Here is a 26,266-nt window from a genome sequence, read left to right on the forward strand (position 1 = left end):
GGCCGGTTTTTCCCGCGGATGATCGACGGGGTGTCGGGGCGCGCTGCGACGGATTCCGTGGCGGCCGGCGGCGGACGCGGCGCGGCCGGCCCGCTGACCAGGCTCCCGTGGCGGCGGACCGCCGTTCCTGCGGGTAGCGTTCGGCGCCATGGGGTCGGAAGCGATGGTCGAGGCCGAGATCACGGTACGCAGGGCGCTGGAGCTGCCCGCGCTGCGGCGCGGGCTGCCGGAAGTGATCACCGGCGAGGACGGGCTGGACCGGGCGGTCCGCTGGGTGCATGCCGGAGAGGTGCCGAACATCGCCTCGCTGCTCAAGGGCGGCGAGCTGCTGCTGACCACCGGCCTCGGCCTCGGCGCCCGCCCTTCCGAGCAGCGCGCCTTCGTCCGCAAGCTCGCCGACCGCGGGATCGCGGCGCTCGTCGTGGAGCTGGGCGCCCGCTTCGAAACGCTGCCCACCGCGCTGGTCGAGAGCGCCCGCGCCTCCGGACTGCCGCTGATCCAGCTGCACCGCGAGGTGCCGTACGTCTCGGTCACCGAGGAGATCCACACCGAGATCGTCAACAGCCACTACACGCTGATGCGCCGCGCCGACGAGGTGCTGCGCCGCTGTACGGACGTCCTGCTGCGCGGCGGCGGCGCCCCCGAAGTACTGCGCCTCCTCGCCGCGTTCACCGGCAACCCGCTCTGCCTGGAGGCCCCGGACGGCAGCCCGCTGTACGCCGCGGGCCCCGACGACGGCGCCGCCGCCGACGCCGATCCGCTCCAGGCGTGGGAGGGGCTGCGCGAGAAGGGGCTGCGGGTGGACGTGCCCGGCGGCGGCCACGGCCCCGACGCCGTGCGGGCCCGGCTCGTCCTGCTGCCCGTCAACGCGGCCCTCGCGCCCGTCCACCGCATCGCCGCCGAACGCGCCGCCGACCTGCTCGCCGTCGTCATGCTCCAGTCCCGGCAGGAGGAGGGGCTGGCGGCGCGCGGCCGCGGCGACTTCCTCGCCGACCTCGCCGAGGGCCGCATCTCCGCCGCCGAAGCGCCGGGCCAGGCCCGGCTGCTGGGCTTCCGGCCCGGTGCGGCGGCGCTCCTCCCGGTGGTCATGCGGCTGCCGTCCGGGCTGCCCACGGCGGCCGGCTGGGCGCTGCTCGCCCAGGCGCTGCGCGAGGAGCTGGCCGCGCTCGGCGCGCCCGTCCTGCTCGGCGTGCGGCCGGTGGAGGGCCGGGTACCGCTGGTGGCCGTGGTGCGCGAGGGGCAGGACCGGGACGGCGTGGCCGACCGGATCGCGGAGGCGCTGCGGGCCGGCGTCGTACGGGCCGGCCTGGACCGGCCCGCGGCGCAGCGCCCGGTCGTCGTGGTCGGCGCGCCCGGCGACTGGGCCGCGACCGGGCCGGGGCTGCGGCACGCCGCCGAGGCGGCCGCGGCGGCCCAGGGCCTGCCGCCCCGGCTCTGGTACGACGCCCGCCGCCTGGACATCGAGCTGCTGCTGTGGCGGATGCGCGAACACGGCGAGGCGGGCATGCTCGCCGACTTCGTCGAGCGCGCGATCGGCCCGCTGCTGGCCCACGACCGCACCGCGCGCCAGCCGCTGCTGCCCACGCTGGAGGCGTACCTCGCCAGCGCGGGCCGCAAGGCCGAGACCTCCCGCGACCTGAACGTCAACCGCCAGACCCTGTACGACCGGCTGGCCCGCATCTCCCAGCTGCTCGGCACCGACCTGGAGGACCCGCAGACGGTACTGGGCCTGCGGCTGGCACTGCACGCGCGGCGGCACACGGAACGCGGCTAGCGGTACGCGGGCGGCGGCCGGGGCTGAGGAGGCCCGCGAGGACGGAGCTGAGTATCCGTACTCAGGCGGGTGCGGATTCCTCGCGCGACACTGCGGCCATGGCCTCCGCCCCCGCAGCGCCCCGCACCCGGCGCCTCCACTGGTTCGCCGACCTCTTCCTCGGCCTCCTCCTGCTCGCGGTGGACGCGGGGCTGGTGATCGCCATCTGGTTCGTGGTGGCGATGCACGCGTGGGGGCAGAGCGGCCCGGAGGAGGCCGTCGCCGCCGCCGAGCGGGCCACGGCGCAGGCGACGACGGGCGGGCTGATCGCCGTCGGTGTCCTCGCGGTCCTCGCCGGCCTGGCCTCCTACGGGCTGTTCCGCACCCGGGCGCCGATCGCCGCGGCCGGCCAGGCCCTGGCGGCCGCCGGCCTGGCGCTCGGCGCGCTGGCCGGCGCCGCGCTGGAGTACCGCGAGACGTACCCGGAAACCGTCCCCACGTCCGATCACCAGGGCCCCGTCGGCTGCCGCAGCGGCGGCGACAGCGAGGAGTGCCGCGACACCGGCGGCTGAGCGCCTGTCCTGCGCTTCCGGCGCCGCGGGCCGCCGCTCAGCCCTGGAGCTGCGCCAGTTCGTCGTAGACGCTCAGCACCTGCGCGACCGTGTCGTCCTCGGTGGGCCAGCCGGCGGCCTGTGCCCGGCCGGCGTCGGCGAGCGCCGCCCGCCGGGCCGGGTCGTCGAGCAGTTCGACGACCGTGCGGGAGAGCGCCGGGGCGTCGCCGTACGGGACCAGTTCGGCGGCCCGGCCGACCAGTTCGCGGGTGCCCCCGCCGTCCGTCGCGACCAGCGGGACGCCGCCCCGCAGCGCTTCCTGGGCGAGCACCGAGCGGGCCTCCCAGCGCGCCGTGGCCAGTACCAGGTCGGCCGCGGCCAGCAGGCCCGGCACGTCCTCGCGCCGCCCGAGCAGCCGCACCGGCAGCCCCTCCGCGTCGATCCGGCTCTGCAGCGCGGGCCGCAGCGGTCCCTCGCCCGCGACGGCGACCAGCGGCTGCGGGTCCAGGCCGCACCAGCCGTGCGCCGCGTCCAGCAGCACCTCGTGCCCCTGGTGCGCGTCCAGCCGGCCGACGGTGAGCAGCAACGGGCGCCCGACCGCGCCCAGTTCGGCGCGCCGTTTCTCGCGCCGTCCCAGCTCCCGCGCGTACTCCTCGTCGCTGCGCGGGCGCGGCCCGGCCGGCGGTGCCAGGCGCGCGTCACGGGCGCCCCGTTCCCTGGCGCGGCTCACCAGCTCGGCGCAGGAGCCCAGCACCACCGCCGAGGCCCGCGCCACCCGCCGCTCCAGCAGGCGCGTCACCCGGGCCCGCGCGCCTTCGCTGTGCACCTTGGTGTGCCAGGTGACGACGAGGGGGACGCGCCGGCCGCGCAGTGCGAGGGAGGCCCGCAGCCCGGCGTGCAGACCGTGCGCGTGGACGACGTCGGCGTCGGCGCAGGCGGCGCGGAGCGCGGCGATGCTCCCGGGATCCGTGCGTGGCGGGATCTGTTCGAACCGCGCGCCCACTCCCGTGAAGCCGTACGTGTCCTCGGCGTCGGGCGCGGCGCACACCGTCACCCTGAGTCCGCGCGCGACGAGTCCCGCCGACAGCGCGTGCACGTGGGCGGCGCTGCCGGCGCTGCCGCGGCCCAGCACCTGGACCGTGCGCAGCGGCGACGGCGTGGGCGGCTGGGCGGGTGTGCTGCTCACGAGTGCGGAGGCTCCTGGGTCGGCGTGCGGTGATGGGGCGGGCGGGAGCGCTGCGCCCAGAATGCCAGGCCGTGCCGTCCGTACGGCACCGATGACAAGCCGTTGTGCGGCGGCTGCGCGCCCGGGGCCCGCCGGGACCACTCACATGGGGGACACACCCCTCGATGGGCGGGCATTCCGTACGGGCGCGGAGGCGGCCGGGGCGGCGCGCGGCACCGGGCGGGCTACCCGATGAGGACGCCCGCCGCCGCGGCGCGGCTGACCGCGTCACCCGAGGCCGCGGCGGCGGTCAGCGCTGCGGCGTGGGCGAGCAGGCCCGGCCGTCCGTCGGCCGCCACGATCGCGAGGCCGAGGGCGGCGCCCAAGGCGTGCGCCCCGGTGTCGCCGAGCATGGTGCGCTCGCCGAGGTCGTCGGGGAGCAGTGCGGCCGCCGCGCCTACGGGCGCTGCGGCCAGTACGCCGCCGGGCCCGCTGCGCAGCAGCCCCGGCGCACCGAGCGCGAGGACCACGCCGGCCGCGCGGCCGGGGCGTACGTCCACCAGGTTCACCAGGTGGGCCGAGCCCGCGATCACCACACCGGCCAGGACCTTGTCGGCCGGGCGGTCCTTGAGGAGCGCGCCCGCCGCGAGGCCGGCCGCGCCGATGCCGAGGAGCTTCACCGCACCGCTGGTGAGCTCGCCCTGCCGGAGCGCGGACAGGTGCGCGCGGAAGCCGCGCCGGGGGTCGCCGGCGCCCGCGACGTCGTCGTACGCGCCGCAGCCGCCCGCCGCCAGGACGGCCAGTGTGCCCGCGGCACGGGCCCGCCCGGGCAGCCCGGGCGCGGCGGCGACGGCGGCCGCGGCTCCCAGGGTGGCGGCGGGCCCGCCGAACAGGCCGACGGCGCGGCCCGCGTGGTTCTTGCGCTGCCAGGGGCCGCTGCCGCCCGGTGGCCGCCGGCGCAGTCCTTCGTACGTGGCGCGGGCCACCCCGGCCGCCGCCAGGAGTCCGGCGAGGCGTGCCGTACCGCCGCCCTTCACCGGCCCGCCCGTGCCGTCGCCAGCAGTTCCTCGGCGTGCGCGCGGGCCGTCTCGGAGTCCTCCTGGCCCGCGAGCATGCGGGAGAGTTCGCGGATGCGGTCCTCGCCCTCCAGGACCGTGACACCGCTGCGGGTGACCGAGCCGTCGCTGGTCTTCTCGACCAGCAGCTGGCGGTCGGCGAACGCGGCGACCTGCGGGAGGTGGGTGACGACCACGACCTGCGCGGAGCGGGCCAGCCGGGCGAGGCGGCGGCCGACCTCGACCGCCGCCTTGCCGCCGACGCCCGCGTCCACCTCGTCGAAGAGGTAGGTCGGTACGGGGTCGGAGCCGGCGAAGACGACCTCGATGCCGAGCATCACCCGGGAGAGTTCACCGCCGGAGGCACCCTTGGCGATCGGGCGGGGCTGGGCGCCGGGGTGCGGAGCCAGCAGCAGTTCGACCTCGTCGGCACCGGCCGGCCCGTAGGCGACGTTCCGGCCGCCGACCTCCACGCCGTCCGCGTCCTCGGGGACCTCGGTCTGCCGGATCTCCACGCTCACCCGGGCGTGCGGCATGGCCAGTTCGGCCAGCTCGGTGGTGACGGCGGCGGCGAACCGCTCGGCCGACGCGACGCGGGCGTCGGTCAGCGCCTGCGCCAGCTCACCCAGTTCGGCGCGGAGCGCGTCGCGCTCGGCGGTCAGCTCGCCGATCCGGTCGTCGTCGCCCTCCAGCTCGGCGAGGCGCGCGGCACTCTCCTCGGCCCAGGCGAGCACGGCCGCGATGTCCTCGCCGTACTTGCGGGTGAGGCCGGTGAGCGCCGCCCGGCGCTCCTCGACGGCGGCCAGCCGCAGCGGGTCGGCGTCCAGCCCGTCGGCGTAGCTGGCCAGCTCGCCCGCCACGTCCGACATCAGGATGCCGATCTCGCCGAGCCGGTCGGTGAGCCCGGCCAGCGCCGGGTCGTGGCTGCGGACCGCCTCCAGGGCGCGGTGCGCCCCGGCGACCAGGGTCGTCGCGTCGACGCCCTCGGGGTCGGCCGGGTCGCCCGCGAGCGCGCCGTGCGCCGCGGACGCGGCGGAGGCCAGGGCCTCCGCGTGGCCGAGCCGCTCGGCCTCGGCGGCCAGTTCCACGTCCTCGCCGGCCTGCGGCTCGACGGCGGCGATCTCCTCCAGGCCGAAGCGGAGCAGGTCCGCCTCCTGGGCGCGCTCGCGGGCCTTGGTGGTCAGCTCGTCCAGCTCGGCGGCCACGTCGCGGAGCCTGCGGTAGGCGGCGGTGTACTTCTCCAGGGGGACGGAGACGGAGTCCCCGGCGTAACGGTCCAGGGCCTGGCGCTGCCGCGCGGGCCGCAGCAGGCCCTGCTGGTCGGTCTGGCCGTGCACGGCCACCAGGTCGTCGGCCAGCTCCCCCAGCAGTCCGACCGGTACGGAACGCCCCCCGACGTGTGCGCGGGAGCGGCCCTCGGCCGAGACGGTACGGCTGATGAGCAGCGCCCCGTCGTCCAGCTCGGCGCCGGCCTCCTCGGCCCGGACCGCCGCCGGCGCGTCGGGGCCGACCGTGATCCGGCCCTCCACCACCGCCGATTTGGCCCCGATGCGTACCAGCGCGGGGTCGGCACGGCCGCCCAGCAGCAGGCCGAGGCTGGTCACGACCATCGTCTTGCCCGCGCCCGTCTCGCCCGTCACGGCCGTGAAACCGGGGGACAGCTCGATGACGGCATCGTCGATGACGCCCAGGGACCGGATCCGCATCTCCTCCAACACGGATACGACCATACGAGGTCAGGGCCCGCCCCGCGATGCCCTCCCCACCCCATACCGGGGTGCATTGGGGAAAACGGTCACGATCATTCAGCCCGTCCGGCGTTGGGGAACAGACGTCCGGGCGCTAGTGCGGGGCTCCGCGCCAGCCCGCGACCGGGAGGGCGAACTTGGCCACCAGGCGGTCCGTGAAGGAGGCGTGGTGGAGGCGGGCCAGGCGGACCGGTACGGCACCTCTGCGGACCTCCACGCGGGCGCCGGCCGGGAGTTCGACCGAGCGGCTGCCGTCGCACCACAGGACGCCGTGCGGGGTCTTGGGCTGGACCTCCACCGCCAGTACCGACTCCGGGGAGGTGACCAGCGGCTTGGCGAACAGCGCGTGGGCGCTGATCGGCACCATCAGCAACGCCTCCACCTCCGGCCAGACCACCGGGCCGCCGGCCGAGAAGGCGTACGCGGTCGAGCCGGTCGGGGTCGCGCAGACCACGCCGTCGCAGCCGAAGCGGGAGACCGGGCGGCCGTCGACCTCGGTGACGACCTCCAGCATCCGTTCCCGCGCGGCCTTCTCCACCGACGCCTCGTTCAGCGCCCAGTCGGTGTGCACCACCGTGCCGTTGTTGCGGACCAGGACGTCGAGGGTCATCCGCTCCTCGACCTCGTAGGAGCGGGTCACCACCCGGTCCACGACCTTGTCCAGGTCGTCCCGCTCGGCCTCGGCGAGGAAGCCGACCCGGCCGAGGTTGACGCCGAGCATCGGGACGCCGGACGTCCGGGCGAAGTCGGCGCCGCGCAGCAGCGTCCCGTCACCGCCCAGCACCACCAGCAGTTCGCAGCCCTCGGCCGCGCACTGTTCGCTCGCCACCTGCTCGACGGAGTCCGGCAGCGGGATGTCGGCGGCCTCGGCCGCCAGCACCCGTACCCCGATGCCGCTGCGCAGCAGCCCCTGGACGACCAGTTCGGCGCTGCGTACGGCCGCGGCACGGCCGGTGTGGGCGAGCAGGAAGACCGTACGGCCCTGGTCGGCGAGCGGCACGGGCGCGGGCGCGGACACCGCCCCGGCCCCCGGCCCCTCCCCCGGCCCCTGCGCATCCTGCGGTGTTCCGGACGTTCCAGATGTGGTCAACTCGGCCCCTCCGCCACTGCACGGTCGACATCCGCCGGGTCCAGGGCAGGCGCACCGGCGCGCAGCCACAGAAAGTACTCGACGTTGCCCGAGGGTCCGGGCAGGGGGCTCGCGGTGACGCCCAGCACGCCGAGTCCGAGCTCGGCGGCGCGCGCCCCGACCGTGCGCACCGCCTCGGCCCGCAGCTCCGCGCTGCGCACCACGCCGCCGCTGCCCAGCCGCTCCTTGCCGACCTCGAACTGCGGCTTGACCATCAGGACGAGGTCGGCGTCCGGCGCCGAGCAGCGGACGAGCGCCGGCAGGACGAGGCCCAGCGGGATGAAGGAGAGGTCGCCCACGACGATGTCGGCGGGCACGTCGTCGATCTGTTCCAGGGTCAGCTCGCGGACGTTGGTGCGGTCCTTGACGGTGACCCGCTCGTCGCTCTGCAGCGACCAGGCCAGCTGTCCGTACCCGACGTCCACGGCGACGACGTGGCCGGCGCCCGCGCGCAGCAGCACGTCCGTGAAGCCGCCGGTCGAGGCGCCCGCGTCCAGCGCCCGGCGGCCCTCGACCTTCAGGCCCTTCGGTACGAAGGCGGCCAGCGCGCCGGCGAGCTTGTGGCCGCCGCGCGAGACGTAGTCCGGGTCGCTCTCGTCCTCGCGGACGACCAGCGCGGCGCTGGTCTCCACCTGGGTGGCGGGCTTGCTCGCCGGCTGCCCGCCGACCGTCACCCGGCCCGCGGCGATCAGCTGGCTCGCGTGCTCGCGGGAGCGGGCCATCTTGCGGCGCACCAGCTCCGCGTCGAGTCGGCGTCGTGCCACACCTGCCACCTGGGGTTCAGCTCCTGATGTCGTTCCGTGCTCCGGGGCGGGGCCCCGGCTGCTGGTCCAAGGAGGCCAGCGTGTCGCGGAGCCCCCGGTGCACATCCTCGTACACCGGGAGGTGGCCGCCGACGGCGAGGTGGTCGACGTCGCCCAGCCTGGCCAGCCGGTCGTCCACCTCGGCATGCCCGGTCGGGGTGACCGCCACGCCCAGCGGCTGCGGACCTGCGGGCTGCTCCGGGCCCGGACCGGCGGCGCCGGGCTCGTCGGGACCACCGGACTGCCGGGGACCGTCGGGCTGCTCGGGCCGGTCGGGGCTGCCGGGCTGCTCGGGGCCGCCGGGCCCGTCGGGGGCCGCGGCGGCTTCAGGGTGCGGTTCCGGCCGCTCGGCGCCGGGGGTCGGCTCTTCCATGCCCCTGACGCTACCTCGAACCGGTGGACCACCGGCGGACGATCCGGCCCGGTCCGGCGTATCGTCCCTGTCGATGGCTTCCCTCGAACAGTGCCGCGCCGCCCTCGACCGGCTGGCACACAACCTGTCGACGACGGCGGACGGCGCGGTACGCGGCGCCGCCGCCCTGGACCGTTCGCTGAGCTGCCGCATCACCGACCTGGACGTCACCTTCGTGGGACGGCTGGCGGACGGCACCCTCAAGGACGTCACCGCAGTACCGGGCCCGCCACGGGAGAAGGCGCAGATCCGGCTCGCCATGACCGGCGACGACCTGGTCGCGCTGGTCGACGGCGAGCTGCACTTCGCACGGGCGTGGGGCAGCGGCCGGGTGAAGCTGGAGGCCGGCCTGCGCGACCTGCTGCGGCTGCGGACGCTGCTGTGACGCCGCCGGTCCCGCCGGTCAGACCGCCGCGGCCTTCCGGGGCGTGCGCGCAGCCGGGATGATCAGCGGGGTGCCGGTCTCCGGATCGTCGATGATCTGGCACTTCAGATGGAAGACCCGCTCGATCAGGTCGGCGGTGACCACCTCGGCCGGCGCGCCCTCGGCGACGACCTCGCCGCCGCGCAGGGCGATGATGTGGCTGGCGTAGCGCGCGGCGTGGTTGAGGTCGTGCAGGACGGCGACGAGCGTACGGCCCTGCTCCTCGTGCAGCTGGGCGCAGAGGTCCAGCACCTCGATCTGGTGCTGGATGTCGAGGTAGGTGGTGGGCTCGTCCAGGAGCAGCAGCGGCGTCTGCTGGGCGAGGGCCATGGCGATCCAGACGCGCTGCCGCTGGCCGCCGGAGAGCTCGTCGACGTACCGCTCCCCCAGCTCGCCGACGCCGGTCGCGTCCATGGACTCCTGGACGATCCGCTCGTCCTCCTCGGACCACTGGCGCAGCAGGCCCTGGTGCGGGTAGCGGCCGCGGGCGACCAGGTCGGCCACGGTGATGCCGTCGGGCGCTATGGAGGACTGCGGCAGCAGGCCGAGGGTGCGGGCGACCTTCTTGGCGGGCTGCGAGGAGATCGCGGAGCCGTCCAGCAGGACCGAGCCGGCCTGCGGCTTGAGCATCCGGGACAGTGCGCGCAGCAGCGTGGACTTGCCGCAGGCGTTGGGGCCGACGATGACCGTGAAGGAATTGTCCGGGATGTCGACCGAGAGGTTCTCGGCGATGACCCGCTGGTCGTAGGCGAGGGTGACGTTCTGCGCCGCGAGACGGCTCACTTCGGCTCTCCTGGGGGTGGTACGGCCGGTCGGATGCGGGGTGGGGGCGTCGGGGCGCGGGGTCATACCCGGCCCGCCTTGCGCTCGTTCGCCAGCAGCCACAGCAGGTAACCGCCGCCGAGCACGCCGGTGACCACGCCGACCGGGATCTGGTCGGCGCCGAAAACCCGCTGCGAGGCGAGGTCGGCGAGGACCAGCAGCAGGGCGCCCATGAGCGCGGAGGGCAGCAGGTTGGGGCCGGTGGTGCGGGTGAGGCGGCGGGCGAGCTGGGGCGCGGTGAGCGCGACGAAGGAGATCGGTCCGGCGGCGGCGGTGGCGGAGGCGACCAGGACGACGGCGGCCAGCAGCGCGAGGATGCGGACCTGCCCGGCACGCACGCCGAGCGCGGCGGCCGAGTCGTCGCCCATCTCCAGCATGGCCAGCGGCCGGCCGCAGAGCAGGATCACGGGGACCAGGATCACGCAGACCGCGGCCAGCGGCCAGACCTGGTCCCAGTCGCGGCCGCTGAGGGAGCCGGTCATCCAGGTGGTGGCGCGGGTCGCCTCGACGATGTTCGCCTTGGTCATCAGGTACAGGACGATGGCGTAGAGCATGGCCGCCGCGCCGATGCCGACGAGGACGAAGCGGTAGCCGTGCACGCCGCGCTTCCAGGCGAGCAGGAAGATCGCGAGGCCGGTGAGGACGCCGCCGGCCACCGAGCCCATCGCGATGGCGACGGTGGAGCCCTGGAGGTACACGATGACGAGCAGGGCGCCGACGGACGAGCCCTGCGCGAAGCCGAGCACGTCGGGGCTGCCGAGCGGGTTGCGGGTGATGGTCTGGAAGACCGCGCCGGCCAGTCCGAAGCACACGCCGACCAGCAGCGCGACCAGGACCCTGGGCAGCCGCAGGTCGTTGACGATCAGTTCCTGCCCTGGGTTGCCGCCACCGCTGAGGGTGGTGAGCACGTCGCCGAAGGACATCGGGAAGTCGCCGGTGCCGATGAGCAGGACGCCGGCGACGAGCGCCACGAGGAGCAGCAGCGCGCCCGTCACCACCGCCCTGAGGTGGAGCCGCACCGACAGCCCGCCGGGGGTGCGCAGCGCCTTCACGGCCGGGCGCGTGGAGGTCTTGGGGGGAGTACTCACAGCTGTGCCATCTTCCGTCGCCGTACGAGATGGATGAAGACCGGGCCGCCGATGACGGCCGTGACGATGCCGACCTGGAGTTCGCCGGGGCGGGCCGCGATCCGGCCGATGATGTCGGCGCCGAGCAGCAGCACCGGCGAGAGGACCGCTGAGTACGGCAGGATCCAGCGCATGTCGGGGCCGGTGATGGCGCGTACGGCGTGCGGGACCATCAGGCCGACGTAGACGATCGGCCCGCAGGCGGCGGTCGCGGCGCCGCACAGCAGGGTCACGGCGGCCATGGCGGCGACGCGGGTGCGGGTGAGCCGGGCGCCGAGGGCGCGGGCCTGGTCGTCGCCGAGTGCGACGGCGTTCAGCGGCCGGGCGACGAGCAGCGCGAGCACTCCGCCGACGAGGAGGAAGGGGGCGACCTGCTGGACGGTGGGCATGGTGGCCGAGGCGAGCGAGCCGACGGTCCAGAAGCGCATCTTGTCCAGGGACGCGGTGTTCATGAGGTTGACCGCGTTGAGGTAGCCGGTGAGGGCGGCGGTGAGAGCGGTACCGGCGAGCGCCAGCCGGACGGGGGTGGCGCTGCGGGTGCCGCCGAGGAGGTAGACGGCGGCGGAGACGAGCGCGGCACCGGCGAAGGCGAACCACACGTACGAGGTGAGGGAGGTGACGCCGAAGAAGGTGATGCCGGTGACGACCGCGGCCGAGGCGCCGGCGTTGATGCCGAGGACTCCGGGGTCGGCGAGCGGGTTGCGGGTGAGCGCCTGCATGACCGCGCCGGCCAGGCCGAGTGCCGCGCCGACGAGCAGCCCGAGGAGGGTGCGCGGCAGCCGCACGTCGCGGATGATCACGTCGGTATCGGTACCGGAGTACTGCGTGATGCCGTGCCAGACGTCGGCCAGGGGTATCTGTTTGGACCCGACGGCGATACCGAGGACGGCGATGACCGCGAGGACGCAGAGGGCGGCGAGGAGTCCCGCGGAGCGGGTGGCCTGCCGTCGTCGGGGCACCACGGGAGCGGCGGCTGCTTCAGGGGGGCTGTCGACCAACACGACGTTTAGGTTAGCCTAACCTCGCTGCCCCCCTCATCAGGCGTCCCCAGAGAGAAGTGCGTCCCTATGAGCATCACCCCCAGACCTTCCCTGTCCCGACGCGGCCTGCTGGCCGCCGGCGGAGCCGTCGGCGTCGGCGCACTGCTCGCCGCGTGTGGCAACGAGAAGGCCTCGGGACCGGCCGGCGGCGGAAGCGAGGGCGGGCCCTGGAGCTTCACCGACGACCGCAAGAAGAAGGTCTCCCTGAAGACTGTGCCACAGCGCATCGTCGCCTTCACCGGTACCGCCGCGGCTCTGCACGATTTCGGCATCGATGACCAGATCGTCGGTGTCTTCGGTCCGACCAAGCTCAAGAACGGCAAGGCCGACCCGCAGGCCGGCGACCTGGACATCTCCAAGGTCACCATCATCGGCAACGCCTACGGCCAGTTCAACGTCGAGAAGTACGCCGGGCTCGGCCCCGACCTGCTCGTGACGAACATGTACGAGCCGAACGCGCTGTGGTTCGTGCCGGAGGAGAGCAAGGACAAGATCCTCAAGCTCGCGAAGAGCGTCGCGATCACCTCGTCCCGCACCCCGCTGGACAAAATCATCGAGCGCTACTCCGAGCTGGCCGAGTCCCTCGGTGCCGACCTGAAGGCCAAGAAGGTCACCGACGCCAAGGCCCGCTTCGAGAAGGCCGCGGCCCGGCTGCGCGCCGCCGCCAAGTCCAACCCGGTCAAGGTGCTCGCCTGTTCCGGCAGCCCCGACCTCTTCTACGCGTCCAACCCGGGCATCAACGCCGACCTGATGTACTTCAAGTCCCTCGGCGTCGACATGATCGTGCCCGACAAGCTCGACAAGGGCGGCTACTTCGAGTCGCTGAGCTGGGAGAACGCCGACAAGTACAAGGCGGACGTGCTCCTGCTCGACAACCGCACCGCCACCCTCCAGCCCAAGGACCTGGCCGCCAAGCCGGCCTGGGCGAAGCTGCCCGCCGTCAAGGCGGACCAGATCACCCCCTGGTCCAGCGAGCCCCGCTTCTCCTACGCGGGCGCCGCCCCGCTCGTCGAGGGCCTCGCCAAGGCCATCGAGGACGCCAAGAAGGTCAGCTGACGCGCCGGGGCCCGGCGCCGCTCCGCCGGGCCCCCGCAACTCCACCCAAGGGAGGTTTCCCCCGCATGACCACGACCGCCGCCCCCACCACCGTCCCGTTCCGCTTCTTCGACCTCCATGTCGTGCGCACCCGCCGGCTCGGCCCCTCGATGGTCCGGATCACCTTCGGCGGCGCGCGCCTTGCGGAGCTGCTGACGGGCGGCCGCGACCAGCGGGTGAAACTCTTCTTCCCCCAGCCGCACCAGACCGTCCCGGTCTTCGACGACCAGGGCGACGGCTGGTACGCGGCCTGGCGCGCGCAGGACCCGGCCGAGCGCAGCATCATGCGCACGTACACGGTCCGCGCGCAGCGCCGGCTCCCGGAACCGGAGCTGGACGTGGACTTCGCGCTGCACGGCGCCGAGGAAGGCAGCTCGGGACCGGCCGGCCGGTGGGCGGCTGCGGCCCGGCCCGGCGACCGGCTGAGCATCCTCGGCCCGGTGGTCGAGGACAACGGCGGCGTGGACTTCCGCCCGCCGCAAGGCACCGACTGGATCCTGCTCAGCGGCGACGAGACCGCCCTGCCGGCCATCGCGAACATCCTGGAGTGGCTGACGCCGGGCACCAAGGCCAAGGTGTGGATCGAGGTGGAGCACGCGGCGGACCGCCAGGAGCTGCCCTCCTTCGCCGACGCCGACATCACCTGGCTGGTGCGCGAGGAGTCGGCCGCTGACCGTACGGAGCGAATGGTGGACGCGGTGCGCGACGCCGAGCTGCCCGAAGGCGTCCCGTACGCCTGGATCGCGGGTGAGTCCGGCACGGTCAAGGCGCTCCGCCGGCACCTGGTCAAGGAGCGCGGCTTCGACCGCCGGGCCGTGAAGTTCACCGGCTACTGGCGGCGCGGGGCCAGCGAGGAGCAGCTGCTCGCCGAGTTCAACGCCGCCGCCACCGCCGCAGCGAAGGAATGACCGCCGAGGGCCCGCCTGCCGCGCGGCAGGCGGGCCCTTTCGCATGTCCGCTACAGGCCGGTACGGGCCAGCGCCTTCCCGGCGTCGGCCGTGCACCGCCCGTCCCCGGCCGCCGTCCAGGCCGCCGCGCACAGCGCCCGCAGCCCGTCCAGAGGGGAGCCCTCGCCATCGAGTACGAGTACGTCCTCGGCCACCGAGGCGACCCAACCGCCGCACTTGTAGCCGCCGTCGGCGTCCGTCACCGCCGGCTGCGGTCCGAGGATGCCGCGCAGGTCGGCGTCCACGTACGTGGGGCGGTGCTGCGGCGGCGCGGCGAGCAGCTCGGCGGCCGTGGTCACGCCGGTGAGCACCAGCAGCGAGTCGACGCCGCCGTTGAACGCGCCCTCGATGTCGGTGTCCAGCCGGTCACCGACCACCAGCGGCCGCTCCGCCCCCGTGCGCAGCACGGTCTCGCGGTGCATCGGCGGCTGCGGCTTGCCCGCGACCTGCGGGCTGCCGCCGGTGGCGATGCGGACGACCTCCACCAGCGCGCCGTTGCCCGGGGCGATGCCGCGCTCCTTCGGGATCGTCAGGTCGGTGTTGGACGCGAACCACGGCACGCCGCGGCCGACCGCGTACGCCGCCTCCGCCAGCTGCTCCCAGTTCTGCTTCGGGTCGTACCCCTGCACCACGGCGGCCGGGTCGTCCTCGGCCGAGTCCACGGGCACCAGGCCCCGTTCGCGCAGCGCGACCTTGAGGCCCTCGCCGCCGATCGCCAGTACCTTCGCTCCCTCGGGCACCTGGCCGGCGATCAGCCGGGCGACGGCCTGCGCGGAGGTGACGACGTCGCCCGCCGCGGTCGGCAGGCCGTACCCGGACAGCTGCGCGGCGACGGTGTCGGGGGTGCGCGCCGCGTTGTTCGTCACGTACGCCAGGTGCATCCCGCCGTCCCGCGCGGTGGACAGCGACTCCACGGCGTGCGGGATGGCCGACCCGCCCGCGTAGACGACGCCGTCCAGGTCCAGCAACGCCGTGTCGTACGCCTCGCTCAGCGCCTGTGCGCTGTTTCCGGGCCGGGTGCGAACCCGCTCGTCCATGCCGTCCAGCTCCTTAACCATCCATATCGCGCGCAAACGGCCATTTCCCGCCGCATTGCGCTTCTCCCCCGATCATCCCTCACCGTCCCGACCGGCATAGCATTTGCCAATGACCAGCCACGACGGCCTGAGCCTGCACACCTTTCGCGGACTGCGCTACGCACCCCACCGGGTGAGCAGTCTCACCGCGGTCACCTCGCCCCCGTACGACGTGGTGGTCCGGCCGGACGGCGTCCGGCACCTGGAGACCGCCGATCCGTACAACATCGTCCGGCTGATCCTGCCGCACGCCATCGACCCGGCGACCCGGCACCGCAAGGCAGCCGACACACTCGCCCGCTGGCGTGCGGAGGGGGTCCTGGCGCCCGATCCGGAGCCCGCGCTGTACGTGTACGAGCAGCGCAGGGGCGACGTGCTGCAACGCGGCATCATCGGGGCACTGGGGCTGGACGGCCCGGTGCTGCCGCACGAGGGCGTGATCCCCGAGGTGGTCGAGGACCGGGCCGCGCTGATGCGTACGGCGGCCGCACACTTCGAGCCTCTTTTGCTCTCGTACCGCGGCGAGGGCACGGCGAGCGGTGCCACCGCGGTGATCGAGCGCACCACGCGGCGGGCGCCGCTGCTGGCCACCACGACCGAGGACGGCTTCGCGCACCGGCTGTGGGCGGTGACCGACCCGGACGAGCTGGCGGCGGTGGACGCGGACCTCTCGGCCCGGCAGGCGCTGATCGCCGACGGCCATCACCGCTGGGCGACGTACCAGCGGCTCGCCGAGGAGCACGGGGGCGGGGCGGACTCGCCCTGGTCCAGCGGACTGGTCCTGCTGGTCGACACCGCCCGCTACCCCTTGCGGGTGCGGGCCATTCACCGTGTGCTGCCGCATCTGCCCCTGGAGCGGGCGGTGGCGGAGCTGGCGGGCGCCTTCCGGGTGCGCGAGGTGCCCGGGCCGCTGCCGGCGGCGCTGGCGGCGCTGGAGGCGGCAGAGGGCAGCGCGTTTCTGCTCGCCTCGGGGCCGCACGACTTCCGGCTGGTGGACCGGCCCGATCCGGAGCTGCTGGAGCGGACGGTGCGCAGGGACCGGCCGGAGGCGTGGCGGCGGCTGGATGCCACCGTTCTGCACTCCGTCCTGCTGGACGAGGTGTGGCGGATTCCGGACCACCCGGACGGCATCCGCTACATCCACGACACGGAAGCGGCGCTCGGGCAGGCGGCGAAGCACGGCGGTACGGCGGTCCTGATGCGCGCCGTCGACGAGGAAACGGTCCGTCAGCTCGCCGCGCAGGGCGTGACGATGCCGCGCAAGTCGACCTCGTTCGGCCCGAAGCCGGCGACCGGCCTGGTGATGCGCACACTCGACGACGACGCCTGAGACGCCGGTGCTCCGGGCCGCCCCGGCGCACCGCACGCGCTCCTCCCGAGGTACCCCGCGCCCACCCCGACATTTAGTTAGGTTAGGCTTACCTCACCAAGTCGACGGGACGGGGGGCTTCCCCACCCGTCCAGCGCGGGCGACGCCCGTACCAGGGAGGACACGTTCATGACTTTCCTCGCGCCCACCGCCGAGGACCCGTCGCAGGCACCTGCTTCTACCCTCACCGGCAGCAAGGGCCACCTGCTCAACGACGCCACGGTTCAGTACTACCGCGACGCGGTACGGGACGGAGTCGACCGCGTGGCCGCCAAACTCGCGGCCACGGACCGCCCCTTCACCGGCATGACCGCCGACCGGCTCGCGCCCGCGGTGCGCAACATCGACCTGGAGGCGCCGCTCGGCGACGCGGCTGCGGCCCTGGACGAGCTGGAGGACATCTACCTCCGCGACGCCGTCTACTTCCACCACCCGCGCTACCTCGCCCACCTCAACTGCCCGGTGGTCATTCCCGCCGTGGTCGGCGAGGCGGTGCTCTCCGCCGTCAACTCCTCCCTGGACACCTGGGACCAGAGCGCCGGCGGCACCCTCATCGAGCAGCGCCTCATCGAGTGGACCGCGGGCCGCATCGGCTTCGGCGACACCGCCGACGGCGTCTTCACCAGCGGCGGCACCCAGTCCAACCTGCAGGCCATGCTGCTCGCCCGGGACGAGGCCCGCCGCATCGCCCACGAACAGCACCCGCACCTGGACGACACCGAGATCCGCACCCGGCTGCGCATCCTCACCTCCCAGGTCAGCCACTTCAGCATCGAGAAGTCCGCCACCCTCCTCGGCCTCACGCCCGAGGCGGTCATCGCGATCCCGGTCGACGACGAGAAGCGGCTGCGCACCGACGCCCTGGAGAAGGAGCTCACCCGGTGCGCCGAGGAGGGCCTCATCCCGATGGCCGTCGTCGCCACCGCCGGCACCACCGACTTCGGCTCCATCGACCCGCTCCCCGAGATCGCCGCGCTCTGCGCACGCGAGGGCGTCTGGATGCACGTCGACGCCGCGTACGGCTGCGGCCTGCTGATATCCCGGCGCCGCGGCTACCTCGACGGCATCGAGAACGCCGACTCGGTCACCGTGGACTACCACAAGTCCTTCTTCCAGCCGGTCAGCTCCAGCGCCGTCATCGTCCGCGACCGCGCCACCCTGCGGCACGTGACGTACCACGCCGACTACCTCAACCCGGAGCGGATGGCGAAGAAGCGCATCCCCAACCAGGTCGACAAGTCGCTCCAGACCACCCGCCGCTTCGACGCGCTGAAGCTCTGGATGACGCTGCGCATCATGGGCGCCGCACAGCTCGGCGAGCTCTTCGACGACGTCGTCGACCGCGCCGACGACGGCTGGCGGCTGCTGGACACCGACGACCGCTACGAGGTCGTCACCCGCCCCACCCTCTCCACCCTGGTCTTCCGCTACGTCCCCGAGGGCGACACCGACCCCGAGACGGTCGACCGCATCAACCTGTACGCCCGCGAGGCGCTCGCCGCCTCCGGCGAGGCCGTCATCGCGTCCACCGTCGTCGACGGCCGCCACTACCTCAAGTTCACCCTGCTCAATCCCGAGACCACCCTTGGCGACATCGCCACGGTTCTCGATCTGATCGCCGAGCACGCCGGTTCCCGCCTCGCCCGCGAGGCCACGCCGGAACTCACCAGCGCTCACTGACCGTCCCCACCGGAGACCCCCGTGCCCACCAATGCCCCGCACGACTTCATCGCCATCGGCCTCGGGCCGTTCAACCTCGGTCTGGCCTGCCTGACCGAACCCCTCGCCGAACTCGACGGCCTCTTCCTGGAGTCCAAGCCCGACTTCGAGTGGCACTCGGGGATGTTCCTCGAAGGCGCCCACCTCCAGACGCCGTTCATGGCCGACCTGGTCACCCTCGCCGACCCGACCAGCGAGTACTCCTTCCTCAACTACCTGAAGGAGTCCGGCCGGCTGTACTCCTTCTACATACGCGAGAACTTCTATCCGCTGCGCGAGGAGTACAACGACTACTGCCGCTGGGCCGCCGCCAAACTGAGCAGCGTCCGCTTCAGCTACACGGTCACCTCCGTCGAGTACGACGAGAGCGACGAGCTGTACCTCGTCCACGGCACCGACCTGACCACCGGCGAGCAGCGCACCGACCGCGCCCGCCGCCTCGTGCTGGGCACCGGCACCCCGCCGTACCTCCCCGAGGCCTGCCAGGACCTCGGCGGTGACCTGATCCACAACTCGCGCTACCTGCCGAACAAGGAAGCGCTCCAGGCCAAGGACTCCCTCACCCTGGTCGGCAGCGGCCAGAGCGCCGCGGAGATCTACTACGACCTGCTCTCCGAGATCGACGTCCACGGCTACAAGCTCAACTGGGTCACCCGCTCCCCGCGCTTCTTCCCGCTGGAGTACACCAAGCTCACGCTGGAGATGACCTCTCCCGAGTACGTGGACTACTTCCACTCGCTCCCCGAGGCCACCCGCTACCGCCTGGAATCGCAGCAGAAGGGGCTCTTCAAGGGCATCGACTCGGAGCTCATCGACGCGATCTTCGACCTGCTCTACCAGAAGAACCTCAAGGGCCCGGTCACCACCCGGCTCTTCACCAACACCGCGCTGAACGACGCGTCCTACGACGAGGCCACCGGCACGTACACGCTCGGACTGCGCCACGAGGAGCAGGAGAAGGACTACTCCCTGGAGACCCAGGGCCTGATCCTCGCCACCGGTTACCGCTACGCCGTCCCCGACTTCCTGGCCCCGGTCAAGGACCGCATCCGCCTGGACGGCCACGGCCGCTTCGACGTCGCGCGCAACTACAGCATCGACCACAGCGGCCAGGGCGTCTTCCTGCAGAACGCCGGCGTGCACACGCACAGCATCACCTCGCCCGACCTGGGCATGGGTCCCTACCGCAACGCGTACATCATCTCCGAGATGCTCGGCCGCCAGCCCTACGCGGTCGAGAAGACCATCGCGTTCCAGGAATTCGGAGCACCGGAAGGCATCGTCCGATGAGCGACACGAACAGCGGCACCACGGCCGGCATCCTCTTCACCCGTACCGACCCCGCGCTCGGCGAGTTCGCCGTCCGCGCGCTCGACCCCCAGCAGGACGCCGAGCTGCTGCACGGCTGGGTCACCCACCCCAAAGCCTCCTTCTGGATGATGCAGGAAGCCTCCCTCCCCGACGTGGAGCGGGAGTACATGTCCATCGCGGCGGCCGAGCACCACGACGCGTACATCGGTCTGCACAACGGCCGCCCCGCCTTCCTCATGGAGCGCTACGACCCGGCCCACGTCGAACTGGTCGGCCTCTACGAGCCGCAGCCGGGCGACGTCGGCATGCACTTCCTGACCGCGCCCAGCGACACCCCCGTGCACGGCTTCACCCGAGCCGTCATCACCACCGTCATGGCGATGCTCTTCGACGACCCGGCGACCGCCCGCGTCGTCGTCGAGCCCGATGTGAACAACAAGGCCGTCCACGCCCTCAACGAAGCCGTCGGCTTCGAGATCGTCCGGAAGATCGCCAAGCCGGAGAAGGACGCCTACCTCAGCACCTGCACCCGCGAGCAGTACCTTGCGGCGATAGGAGTGACCGCCCGATGAACGCCGCCACCGACCCCCGCGACGCCGTCGCCCACCTCACCCCGGAACTCTGGGACCGGGCCGGCCGTCTGCTGATCCGCAAGGCCCTCGCGGAGTTCACCCACGAGCGGCTGCTGACGCCGCGCCCGCTGACCGACGGCCGCTACTCCGTCCGCAGCGACGACGGCACTGTGGAGTACCGGTTCGCCGCCCAGGTCCTCAGCCTGGACCACTGGGTGGTCGACGCCGACTCGATCACCCGGCACCGCGAGGACACCGACCTCCCCCTCGACGCCGTCGAGTTCTTCATCGAACTGCGTGGCGCCCTCGGCCTCAGCGACGAGATCCTCCCGGTCTACCTGGAGGAGATCAGCTCCACCCTCGCCGGCACCGCGTACAAGCTCACCAAGGACCACGTCCCCGCCGACGAGCTCGCCAAGTCCGGCTTCCAGGACATCGAGACCGGCATGACCGAGGGCCACCCCTGCTTCGTGGCCAACAACGGCCGCCTCGGTTTCGGCATCCACGAGTACCGCCAGTACGCCCCGGAGGCCGCGGCCCCCGTCCGCCTCCTCTGGCTCGCGGCCCGCCGCGACCGCGCCACCTTCACCACCGGCGCCGGCCTGGACTACGACTCCCTCATGCGCGCCGAGCTGGGCGAGGAGACCCTGGCCCGCTTCGCGGAGACCATGTCGGCCCAGGGCCTGGACCTCGCCGACTACCTCCTCCTGCCGGTCCACCCCTGGCAGTGGTGGAACAAGCTCTCCGTCACCTTCGCCGCCGAGGTCGCCCAGCAGCGCCTGGTCTGCCTCGGCGAGGGCGACGACGAGTACCTCGCGCAGCAGTCCATCCGGACCTTCTTCAACCACAGCAACCCCGAGCGGCACTACGTCAAAACGGCGCTGTCGGTCCTCAACATGGGCTTCATGCGCGGCCTCTCCGCCGCGTACATGGAGGCCACGCCCGCCATCAACGACTGGCTGGCCGGCCTCATCGAGAGCGACCCGGTCCTCAGCGGCACCGGCCTGTCGATCATCCGCGAGCGCGCCGCCGTCGGCTACCACCACCGCCAGTACGAAGAGGCCACCACCAAGGGCTCCCCGTACCGCAAGATGCTCGCCGCGCTCTGGCGCGAGAGCCCGGTGCCGTCCCTGGCCCCCGGCCAGCGCCTCGCCACCATGGCCTCGCTGCTGCACACCGACCGCGACGGCGCCTCCTTCGTGGGCGCGCTCATCCGCGAGTCCGGCCTGAACCCCGTCGAGTGGCTGCGCAAGTACCTCACCGCGTACTTCACGCCCCTCCTGCACAGCTTCTACGCCTACGACCTGGTGTTCATGCCGCACGGCGAGAACGTCATCCTGGTCATCGAGAACGGCACCGTGCAGCGCGCGATCTACAAGGACATCGCCGAGGAGATCGCGGTGATGGACCCGGACGCGGTCCTCCCGCCGGCGGTCGAGCGCATCCGCGCCGACGTCCCCGAGGACAAGAAGCTCCTGTCGATCTTCACCGACGTCTTCGACTGCTTCTTCCGCTTCCTCAACGGCATCCTCGTCGCCGAGGACATCCTCGACGAGGACACCTTCTGGCGCACGGTCGCCGAGTGCGTGACCGAGTACCAGGCGTCCAAGCCCGAGCTCGCGGACAAGTTCGCCCAGTACGACATGTTCGCCGAGGAGTTCGCGCTCTCCTGCCTCAACCGTCTCCAGCTGCGCAACAACAAGGAGATGGTCAACCTCCAGGACCCGGCCGGCGCCCTCCAGCTCATCGGCGACCTGAAGAACCCGATCGCCCGCTTCGCCCCGGGCACGGCCTCGCCGGAGGCCTCGGAGACGACCGCGGTGGCGTGACACCGCGGTACCGGCCGGCCGCCCGCTGACAGCGCCCGGCCGGATCCGCCGCCCGCCCCGACGGTCCGGGGCGGGCGGCGCACATGACGAAGAGGGCGGGAACCCGGTGGGTTCCCGCCCTCTTCACTGTTCCGGTACGCGCATGCGCGTCAGTGCCTACTTCTCGGCCTCGCCCTCCTCAGCACCGGCCTTGTTGCCCGCGTCGGCCGTGTCGGAGAACGTGGGCACGCCGGGAGCGGCAGGCTTGGCCTCGGCCGCGTCGCCGGGCTGGTCGCCTTCGGCCTGATCGCTGATGGGCCGGTCGTCGACAGGCTGGTCGTCGACAGGCTGGTCGCTGATGGGCCGGTCGTCAGCGACGTCCCTGGCCTCGTCCTTGGCCTCGACCTCGATCTCGTCGTCGACCTCGTCCTCGTCCTCGTCCGCCAGCGCGTCGGTGAACTCCACACCGTCCAGCTCGGCGAGCCGGTCCGAGGCGTCCGTCGTACCGCCCTGGTCGGCCTCCAGCGCCTTGGCGAACCACTCGCGTGCCTCGTCCTCGCGACCGACCTCCAGCAGCGCGTCGGCGTACGCGTAGCGCAGCCGCGCGGTCCACGGCTGCGCCGCGTTGGACGCCAGCTCCGGGCTCTGCAGCGTCACCACGGCGGCGTCGGCCTGGCCCATGTCACGCCGGGCACCCGCCGCGACCAGCCGCATCTCGACCTGCCCGGCCTTGTCCAGCCGCTGCACCTCGGGCTCGCCGGCCATGGCGAGGGCCTTCTCCGGGCGGCCCATGCCGCGCTCGCAGTCGGCCATCACCGGCCACAGCTCGACGCTGCCGGTCATCCGGCGCGCGGCCCGGAACTCCGCCAGCGCCTCGCTGTACTTGCCGAAGGCGTACGCGGCGAAGCCGGCCGCCTCGCGGACGGCGGCGACACGGGACGCGAGCCGCAGGGCCACACGGGAGTAGCCGTACGCCTTCTCGGGGTCCTCGTCCAGCAGCTTCGCCACCATCACGAGGTTCTTCGCGACGTCCTCGGCGAGCGTCTTCGGCAGGCTCAGCAGCTCCTGCCGCACGTCCTTGTCGATCTCGTCACCGGTGACGTCCTCCGGAATCGGCAGCCGCTTGATCGGCTCCCGGTCCCGCCGGTCATCGCGACGGAAGCCGCCACGGTCGCCACTGCGGTCGTCCCGTCGGAACCCGCCACGGTCGTCACGGCCCCGGCCGCCCCCCTGCCCGTACGGCCGACGACCACCCCGGTCCCCGTCCCGCCGGTCGTCGCGGCGGTCGTCCCGCCGGAAGCCGCCGCGGTCGCCGTCACGGCGGTCGTCACGGCGGAAGCCGCCGCGCTCACCACCGCGGTCATCGCGGCGGAAGCCGCCACGGTCGCCACCGCGATCGTCGTCACGACGGGGACCACGCGGCCGGTCATCCCGACGGAAGTCACCACGGTCATCACGGCGGTCGTCACGGCGGTCATTGCGGTCATCCCGCCGGAAGTCCCGACGCTCGCCACCCCGGTCATCACGCCGATCGTCACGGCGGTCATCGCGACGGAAGCCGCCACGGTCGTCACGGCGGAACCCACCACGGTCGCCGCCACGGTCATCGCGGCGGAACCCACCACGACCACCGTCACGGTCGTCACGGCGGAAGCCGCCGCGCTCACCACCGCGGTCATCGCGGCGGAAGCCGCCACGGTCGCCACCGCGATCGTCGTCACGACGGGGACCACGCGGCCGGTCATCCCGACGGAAGTCACCACGGTCGTCGCGGCGGTCGTCGCGACGGAAGCCACCGCGGTCACCGCCCCGGTCGTCACGGCGGAAGCCACCGCGGTCACCATCACGGTCATCGCGGCGGGGACCACGCGGCCGGTCGTCCCTGCGGAAGTCACCCCGGTCGTCGCGACGGAAGCCACCGCGCTCGTCGTCACGGCGGGGGCCACGGGGACGGTCATCACGGCGGTCGTCGCGGCGGAAGCCGCCCCGCTCGCCGCCGCGGTCGTCACGGCGGAAGCCGCCACGGTCGCTGCCGCGGTCGTCGTCACGACGGGGACCACGCGGCCGGTCATCCCGACGGAAGTCACCCCGGTCATCACGGCGGTCGTCGCGACGGAAGCCACCGCGCTCACCACCGCGGTCATCGCGACGGAAGCCGCCGCGCTCACCACCGCGGTCGTCACGGCGGAAGCCGCCGCGCTCACCACCGCGGTCATCGCGGCGGAAGCCGCCGCGGTCGCCGCCGCGGTCGTCGCGACGCGGGCCGCGCGGGCGGTCACCGCCGCGCTCGCCGCCACGCTCGCCGCCACGGTCGTCGCGTCGGTCATCGCGGCGGAAGCCGCCACCGTCGCGCCGCTCGCCACCATCGCGCCAGCGCGGCCGGCGCTCCGATCGGTCGTCGGGAGAGTTGGTGGACATCGGCGTGACTCCTGTCTTCGGTACTGCTGGTCATTCTCACGCACCGACCAGTACGGCGCGCTTCGGCAAAACAAAAAGACCCCTGATCCCAGCATGTCGCTGGGACCAGGGGTCCTGAAAGATTGTTCGGCGGCGTCCTACTCTCCCACAGGGTCCCCCCTGCAGTACCATCGGCGCTGAAAGGCTTAGCTTCCGGGTTCGGAATGTAACCGGGCGTTTCCCTAACGCTATGACCACCGAAACCCTATCGGGTTCGAGCGAACAAGCACACTCTTCAGTTAAGTAATGAAGCATGAAACTTGCCACCCCGCGGAGCGGGAAATTGGCTGGTGCTCCGACGCTGCGACTGTTCGCAACCCGGGAACCACACAGTGGACGCGAGCAACTGAGGACAAGCCCTCGGCCTATTAGTACCAGTCAACTCCACCCGTTACCGGGCTTCCATATCTGGCCTATCAACCCAGTCGTCTACTGGGAGCCTTACCCTCTCAAGGAGGTGGGAGCACTCATCTCGAAGCAGGCTTCCCGCTTAGATGCTTTCAGCGGTTATCCCTCCCGAACGTAGCCAACCAGCCATGCCCTTGGCAGGACAACTGGCACACCAGAGGTTCGTCCGTCCCGGTCCTCTCGTACTAGGGACAGCCCTTCTCAATACTCCTACGCGCACAGCGGATAGGGACCGAACTGTCTCACGACGTTCTAAACCCAGCTCGCGTACCGCTTTAATGGGCGAACAGCCCAACCCTTGGGACCGACTCCAGCCCCAGGATGCGACGAGCCGACATCGAGGTGCCAAACCATCCCGTCGATATGGACTCTTGGGGAAGATCAGCCTGTTATCCCCGGGGTACCTTTTATCCGTTGAGCGACGGCGCTTCCACAAGCCACCGCCGGATCACTAGTCCCGACTTTCGTCCCTGCTCGACCCGTCAGTCTCACAGTCAAGCTCCCTTGTGCACTTACACTCAACACCTGATTGCCAACCAGGCTGAGGGAACCTTTGGGCGCCTCCGTTACCCTTTGGGAGGCAACCGCCCCAGTTAAACTACCCACCAGACACTGTCCCTGATCCGGATCACGGACCCAGGTTAGACATCCAGCACGACCAGAGTGGTATTTCAACAATGACTCCACCATGACTGGCGTCACGGCTTCACAGTCTCCCACCTATCCTACACAAGCCGAACCGAACACCAATATCAAGCTATAGTAAAGGTCCCGGGGTCTTTCCGTCCTGCTGCGCGAAACGAGCATCTTTACTCGTAGTGCAATTTCACCGGGCCTATGGTTGAGACAGTCGAGAAGTCGTTACGCCATTCGTGCAGGTCGGAACTTACCCGACAAGGAATTTCGCTACCTTAGGATGGTTATAGTTACCACCGCCGTTTACTGGCGCTTAAGTTCTCAGCTTCGCCTGGTCGAAACCAAGCTAACCGGTCCCCTTAACGTTCCAGCACCGGGCAGGCGTCAGTCCGTATACATCGCCTTACGGCTTCGCACGGACCTGTGTTTTTAGTAAACAGTCGCTTCTCGCTGGTCTCTGCGGCCACCACCAGCTCAGAGGGAAAACCTCATCACCAGCAATGGCCCCCCTTCTCCCGAAGTTACGGGGGCATTTTGCCGAGTTCCTTAACCATAGTTCACCCGAACGCCTCGGTATTCTCTACCTGACCACCTGAGTCGGTTTAGGGTACGGGCCGCCATGAAACTCGCTAGAGGCTTTTCTCGACAGCATAGGATCATCCACTTCACCACAATCGGCTCGGCATCAGGTCTCACCCTTCAACGTGCGACGGATTTGCCTACCGCACGGGCTACACCCTTACCCCGGGACAACCACCGCCCGGGCTGGACTACCTTCCTGCGTCACCCCATCACTCACCTACTACAAGTCTGGTTCGTCGGCTCCACCACTCCCCTAC

At 72.2% G+C, this 26,266-nt stretch carries 22 protein-coding genes and 2 rRNA genes (1 of these 24 only partly in view); 10 read left to right on the top strand and 14 right to left on the bottom strand.

The genetic code is table 11. The features are described from left to right. The first annotated feature begins 148 nt into the window (after nucleotides 1-148). Both AAC944_RS09360 and AAC944_RS09365 read left to right on the top strand, forming a co-directional pair. Nucleotides 149-1,774 carry a PucR family transcriptional regulator gene (locus AAC944_RS09360; protein WP_030624477.1) on the top strand — a complete coding sequence of 542 codons (1,626 nt, stop codon included), beginning with the start codon at nucleotides 149-151 and terminating at the stop codon, nucleotides 1,772-1,774. Nucleotides 1,775-1,872: 98 nt separating this feature from the next. Continuing rightward, the gene (locus AAC944_RS09365; protein ID WP_030624475.1) at nucleotides 1,873-2,325 is read left to right on the top strand and encodes a DUF6234 family protein; all 453 of its coding nucleotides are present in this window, start codon (nucleotides 1,873-1,875) and stop codon (nucleotides 2,323-2,325) included. A 37-nt stretch (nucleotides 2,326-2,362) separates the two neighbouring features. On the opposite strand, the gene AAC944_RS09370 is transcribed toward AAC944_RS09365, so the two are convergent. The 6 genes from AAC944_RS09370 to AAC944_RS09395 form a co-directional block, all read right to left on the bottom strand. Further along, complete coding sequence (locus AAC944_RS09370; protein ID WP_030624472.1) at nucleotides 2,363-3,490, bottom strand: glycosyltransferase family 4 protein; 1,128 nt, start codon at nucleotides 3,488-3,490, stop codon at nucleotides 2,363-2,365. Between the two features lie 224 nt (nucleotides 3,491-3,714). Beyond that, a complete protein-coding gene (locus tag AAC944_RS09375) occupies nucleotides 3,715-4,506 on the bottom strand; it encodes a hypothetical protein (protein ID WP_030624469.1) in 792 nt (263 codons plus the stop codon). After that, nucleotides 4,503-6,254 carry a DNA repair protein RecN gene (gene recN, locus AAC944_RS09380; RefSeq protein ID WP_030624466.1) on the bottom strand — a complete coding sequence of 584 codons (1,752 nt, stop codon included), beginning with the start codon at nucleotides 6,252-6,254 and terminating at the stop codon, nucleotides 4,503-4,505. Before recN ends, AAC944_RS09375 begins: the two co-directional genes overlap by 4 nt. A 112-nt stretch (nucleotides 6,255-6,366) precedes the next feature. After that, nucleotides 6,367-7,290 (bottom strand): NAD kinase, encoded by a 924-nt coding sequence (locus tag AAC944_RS09385; RefSeq protein WP_368397066.1) that lies wholly within the window; start codon nucleotides 7,288-7,290, stop codon nucleotides 6,367-6,369. A 68-nt stretch (nucleotides 7,291-7,358) separates the two neighbouring features. After that, nucleotides 7,359-8,174 (bottom strand): TlyA family RNA methyltransferase, encoded by an 816-nt coding sequence (locus AAC944_RS09390; RefSeq protein ID WP_030624462.1) that lies wholly within the window; start codon nucleotides 8,172-8,174, stop codon nucleotides 7,359-7,361. A 7-nt stretch (nucleotides 8,175-8,181) separates the two neighbouring features. After that, a complete protein-coding gene (locus AAC944_RS09395; protein ID WP_030624460.1) occupies nucleotides 8,182-8,577 on the bottom strand; it encodes a hypothetical protein in 396 nt (131 codons plus the stop codon). Nucleotides 8,578-8,650: 73 nt separating this feature from the next. On the opposite strand from AAC944_RS09395, the gene AAC944_RS09400 reads away from it, so the two are divergent. Further along, nucleotides 8,651-9,001, top strand: a complete 351-nt coding sequence (locus AAC944_RS09400) for a sterol-binding protein (RefSeq protein WP_030624458.1) — start codon at nucleotides 8,651-8,653, stop codon at nucleotides 8,999-9,001. 18 nt (nucleotides 9,002-9,019) lie between these two features. Here the strand turns inward: AAC944_RS09400 and AAC944_RS09405 are convergent, their stop codons facing one another. The 3 genes from AAC944_RS09405 to AAC944_RS09415 form a co-directional block, all read right to left on the bottom strand. Then, complete coding sequence (locus tag AAC944_RS09405; RefSeq protein ID WP_030624456.1) at nucleotides 9,020-9,823, bottom strand: ABC transporter ATP-binding protein; 804 nt, start codon at nucleotides 9,821-9,823, stop codon at nucleotides 9,020-9,022. 62 nt (nucleotides 9,824-9,885) lie between these two features. Beyond that, complete coding sequence (locus tag AAC944_RS09410; RefSeq protein WP_030624454.1) at nucleotides 9,886-10,950, bottom strand: FecCD family ABC transporter permease; 1,065 nt, start codon at nucleotides 10,948-10,950, stop codon at nucleotides 9,886-9,888. Beyond that, entirely contained in the window at nucleotides 10,947-11,990 is a 1,044-nt protein-coding gene (locus AAC944_RS09415; protein ID WP_196943368.1) for a FecCD family ABC transporter permease, read from the bottom strand. The genes AAC944_RS09410 and AAC944_RS09415 overlap by 4 nt, the downstream gene beginning before the upstream one ends. A gap of 66 nt (nucleotides 11,991-12,056) precedes the next feature. Between AAC944_RS09415 and AAC944_RS09420 the strand changes: the two genes are divergently transcribed. After that, nucleotides 12,057-13,085: an ABC transporter substrate-binding protein gene (locus tag AAC944_RS09420; protein ID WP_030624451.1), complete on the top strand. Its 1,029-nt coding sequence runs from the start codon at nucleotides 12,057-12,059 to the stop codon at nucleotides 13,083-13,085. A 65-nt stretch (nucleotides 13,086-13,150) separates the two neighbouring features. Then, a complete protein-coding gene (locus AAC944_RS09425) occupies nucleotides 13,151-14,032 on the top strand; it encodes a siderophore-interacting protein (RefSeq protein WP_030624449.1) in 882 nt (293 codons plus the stop codon). A 50-nt stretch (nucleotides 14,033-14,082) separates the two neighbouring features. Here the strand turns inward: AAC944_RS09425 and AAC944_RS09430 are convergent, their stop codons facing one another. Continuing rightward, nucleotides 14,083-15,108 carry an HAD-IIA family hydrolase gene (locus AAC944_RS09430; RefSeq protein WP_030624448.1) on the bottom strand — a complete coding sequence of 342 codons (1,026 nt, stop codon included), beginning with the start codon at nucleotides 15,106-15,108 and terminating at the stop codon, nucleotides 14,083-14,085. Between the two features lie 109 nt (nucleotides 15,109-15,217). Between AAC944_RS09430 and AAC944_RS09435 the strand changes: the two genes are divergently transcribed. The 5 genes from AAC944_RS09435 to AAC944_RS09455 all read left to right on the top strand — a co-directional run bounded on the left by AAC944_RS09435 (nucleotide 15,218) and on the right by AAC944_RS09455 (nucleotide 21,947). Continuing rightward, nucleotides 15,218-16,477, top strand: a complete 1,260-nt coding sequence (locus AAC944_RS09435) for a DUF1015 family protein (RefSeq protein WP_030624446.1) — start codon at nucleotides 15,218-15,220, stop codon at nucleotides 16,475-16,477. 168 nt (nucleotides 16,478-16,645) lie between these two features. Next, nucleotides 16,646-18,196, top strand: a complete 1,551-nt coding sequence (locus AAC944_RS09440; protein WP_030624444.1) for a pyridoxal phosphate-dependent decarboxylase family protein — start codon at nucleotides 16,646-16,648, stop codon at nucleotides 18,194-18,196. Between the two features lie 21 nt (nucleotides 18,197-18,217). Next, complete coding sequence (locus tag AAC944_RS09445) at nucleotides 18,218-19,525, top strand: lysine N(6)-hydroxylase/L-ornithine N(5)-oxygenase family protein (protein WP_030624443.1); 1,308 nt, start codon at nucleotides 18,218-18,220, stop codon at nucleotides 19,523-19,525. Then, nucleotides 19,522-20,118, top strand: coding sequence for a GNAT family N-acetyltransferase (locus tag AAC944_RS09450; protein ID WP_030624441.1), 597 nt, complete (start codon nucleotides 19,522-19,524; stop codon nucleotides 20,116-20,118). Before AAC944_RS09445 ends, AAC944_RS09450 begins: the two co-directional genes overlap by 4 nt. Beyond that, complete coding sequence (locus AAC944_RS09455) at nucleotides 20,115-21,947, top strand: IucA/IucC family protein (protein ID WP_030624438.1); 1,833 nt, start codon at nucleotides 20,115-20,117, stop codon at nucleotides 21,945-21,947. The genes AAC944_RS09450 and AAC944_RS09455 overlap by 4 nt, the downstream gene beginning before the upstream one ends. A 156-nt stretch (nucleotides 21,948-22,103) precedes the next feature. Here AAC944_RS09455 and AAC944_RS09460 read toward each other — a convergent pair whose 3' ends face one another. The 4 genes from AAC944_RS09460 to AAC944_RS09475 form a co-directional block, all read right to left on the bottom strand. Beyond that, nucleotides 22,104-23,054, bottom strand: coding sequence for a tetratricopeptide repeat protein (locus tag AAC944_RS09460; RefSeq protein WP_368397255.1), 951 nt, complete (start codon nucleotides 23,052-23,054; stop codon nucleotides 22,104-22,106). After that, nucleotides 22,982-24,439 carry a hypothetical protein gene (locus tag AAC944_RS09465; RefSeq protein ID WP_368397256.1) on the bottom strand — a complete coding sequence of 486 codons (1,458 nt, stop codon included), beginning with the start codon at nucleotides 24,437-24,439 and terminating at the stop codon, nucleotides 22,982-22,984. Before AAC944_RS09465 ends, AAC944_RS09460 begins: the two co-directional genes overlap by 73 nt. Before the next feature lie 29 nt (nucleotides 24,440-24,468). After that, a 5S ribosomal RNA gene (gene rrf / locus AAC944_RS09470) occupies nucleotides 24,469-24,585 on the bottom strand. A gap of 146 nt (nucleotides 24,586-24,731) precedes the next feature. Continuing rightward, nucleotides 24,732-26,266 (bottom strand): 23S ribosomal RNA (locus tag AAC944_RS09475) (it continues 1,588 nt past the right edge of the window).

The sequence above is a fragment of the Streptomyces sclerotialus genome (genome assembly GCF_040907265.1).
GTDB lineage: Bacteria > Actinomycetota > Actinomycetes > Streptomycetales > Streptomycetaceae > Streptomyces > Streptomyces sclerotialus.

Coding starts and splice junctions, on each gene's coding strand:
- AAC944_RS09450 (WP_030624441.1), top strand. CDS start 19,522: ATGAGCGACACGAACAGCGGCACCACGGCCGGCATCCTCTTCACCCGT.
- recN (WP_030624466.1), bottom strand. CDS start 6,254: ATGGTCGTATCCGTGTTGGAGGAGATGCGGATCCGGTCCCTGGGCGTC.
- AAC944_RS09400 (WP_030624458.1), top strand. CDS start 8,651: ATGGCTTCCCTCGAACAGTGCCGCGCCGCCCTCGACCGGCTGGCACAC.
- AAC944_RS09365 (WP_030624475.1), top strand. CDS start 1,873: ATGGCCTCCGCCCCCGCAGCGCCCCGCACCCGGCGCCTCCACTGGTTC.
- AAC944_RS09395 (WP_030624460.1), bottom strand. CDS start 8,577: ATGGAAGAGCCGACCCCCGGCGCCGAGCGGCCGGAACCGCACCCTGAA.
- AAC944_RS09435 (WP_030624446.1), top strand. CDS start 15,218: ATGACCAGCCACGACGGCCTGAGCCTGCACACCTTTCGCGGACTGCGC.
- AAC944_RS09465 (WP_368397256.1), bottom strand. CDS start 24,439: ATGCTGGGATCAGGGGTCTTTTTGTTTTGCCGAAGCGCGCCGTACTGG.
- AAC944_RS09420 (WP_030624451.1), top strand. CDS start 12,057: ATGAGCATCACCCCCAGACCTTCCCTGTCCCGACGCGGCCTGCTGGCC.
- AAC944_RS09425 (WP_030624449.1), top strand. CDS start 13,151: ATGACCACGACCGCCGCCCCCACCACCGTCCCGTTCCGCTTCTTCGAC.
- AAC944_RS09455 (WP_030624438.1), top strand. CDS start 20,115: ATGAACGCCGCCACCGACCCCCGCGACGCCGTCGCCCACCTCACCCCG.
- AAC944_RS09360 (WP_030624477.1), top strand. CDS start 149: ATGGGGTCGGAAGCGATGGTCGAGGCCGAGATCACGGTACGCAGGGCG.
- AAC944_RS09430 (WP_030624448.1), bottom strand. CDS start 15,108: ATGGACGAGCGGGTTCGCACCCGGCCCGGAAACAGCGCACAGGCGCTG.
- AAC944_RS09440 (WP_030624444.1), top strand. CDS start 16,646: ATGACTTTCCTCGCGCCCACCGCCGAGGACCCGTCGCAGGCACCTGCT.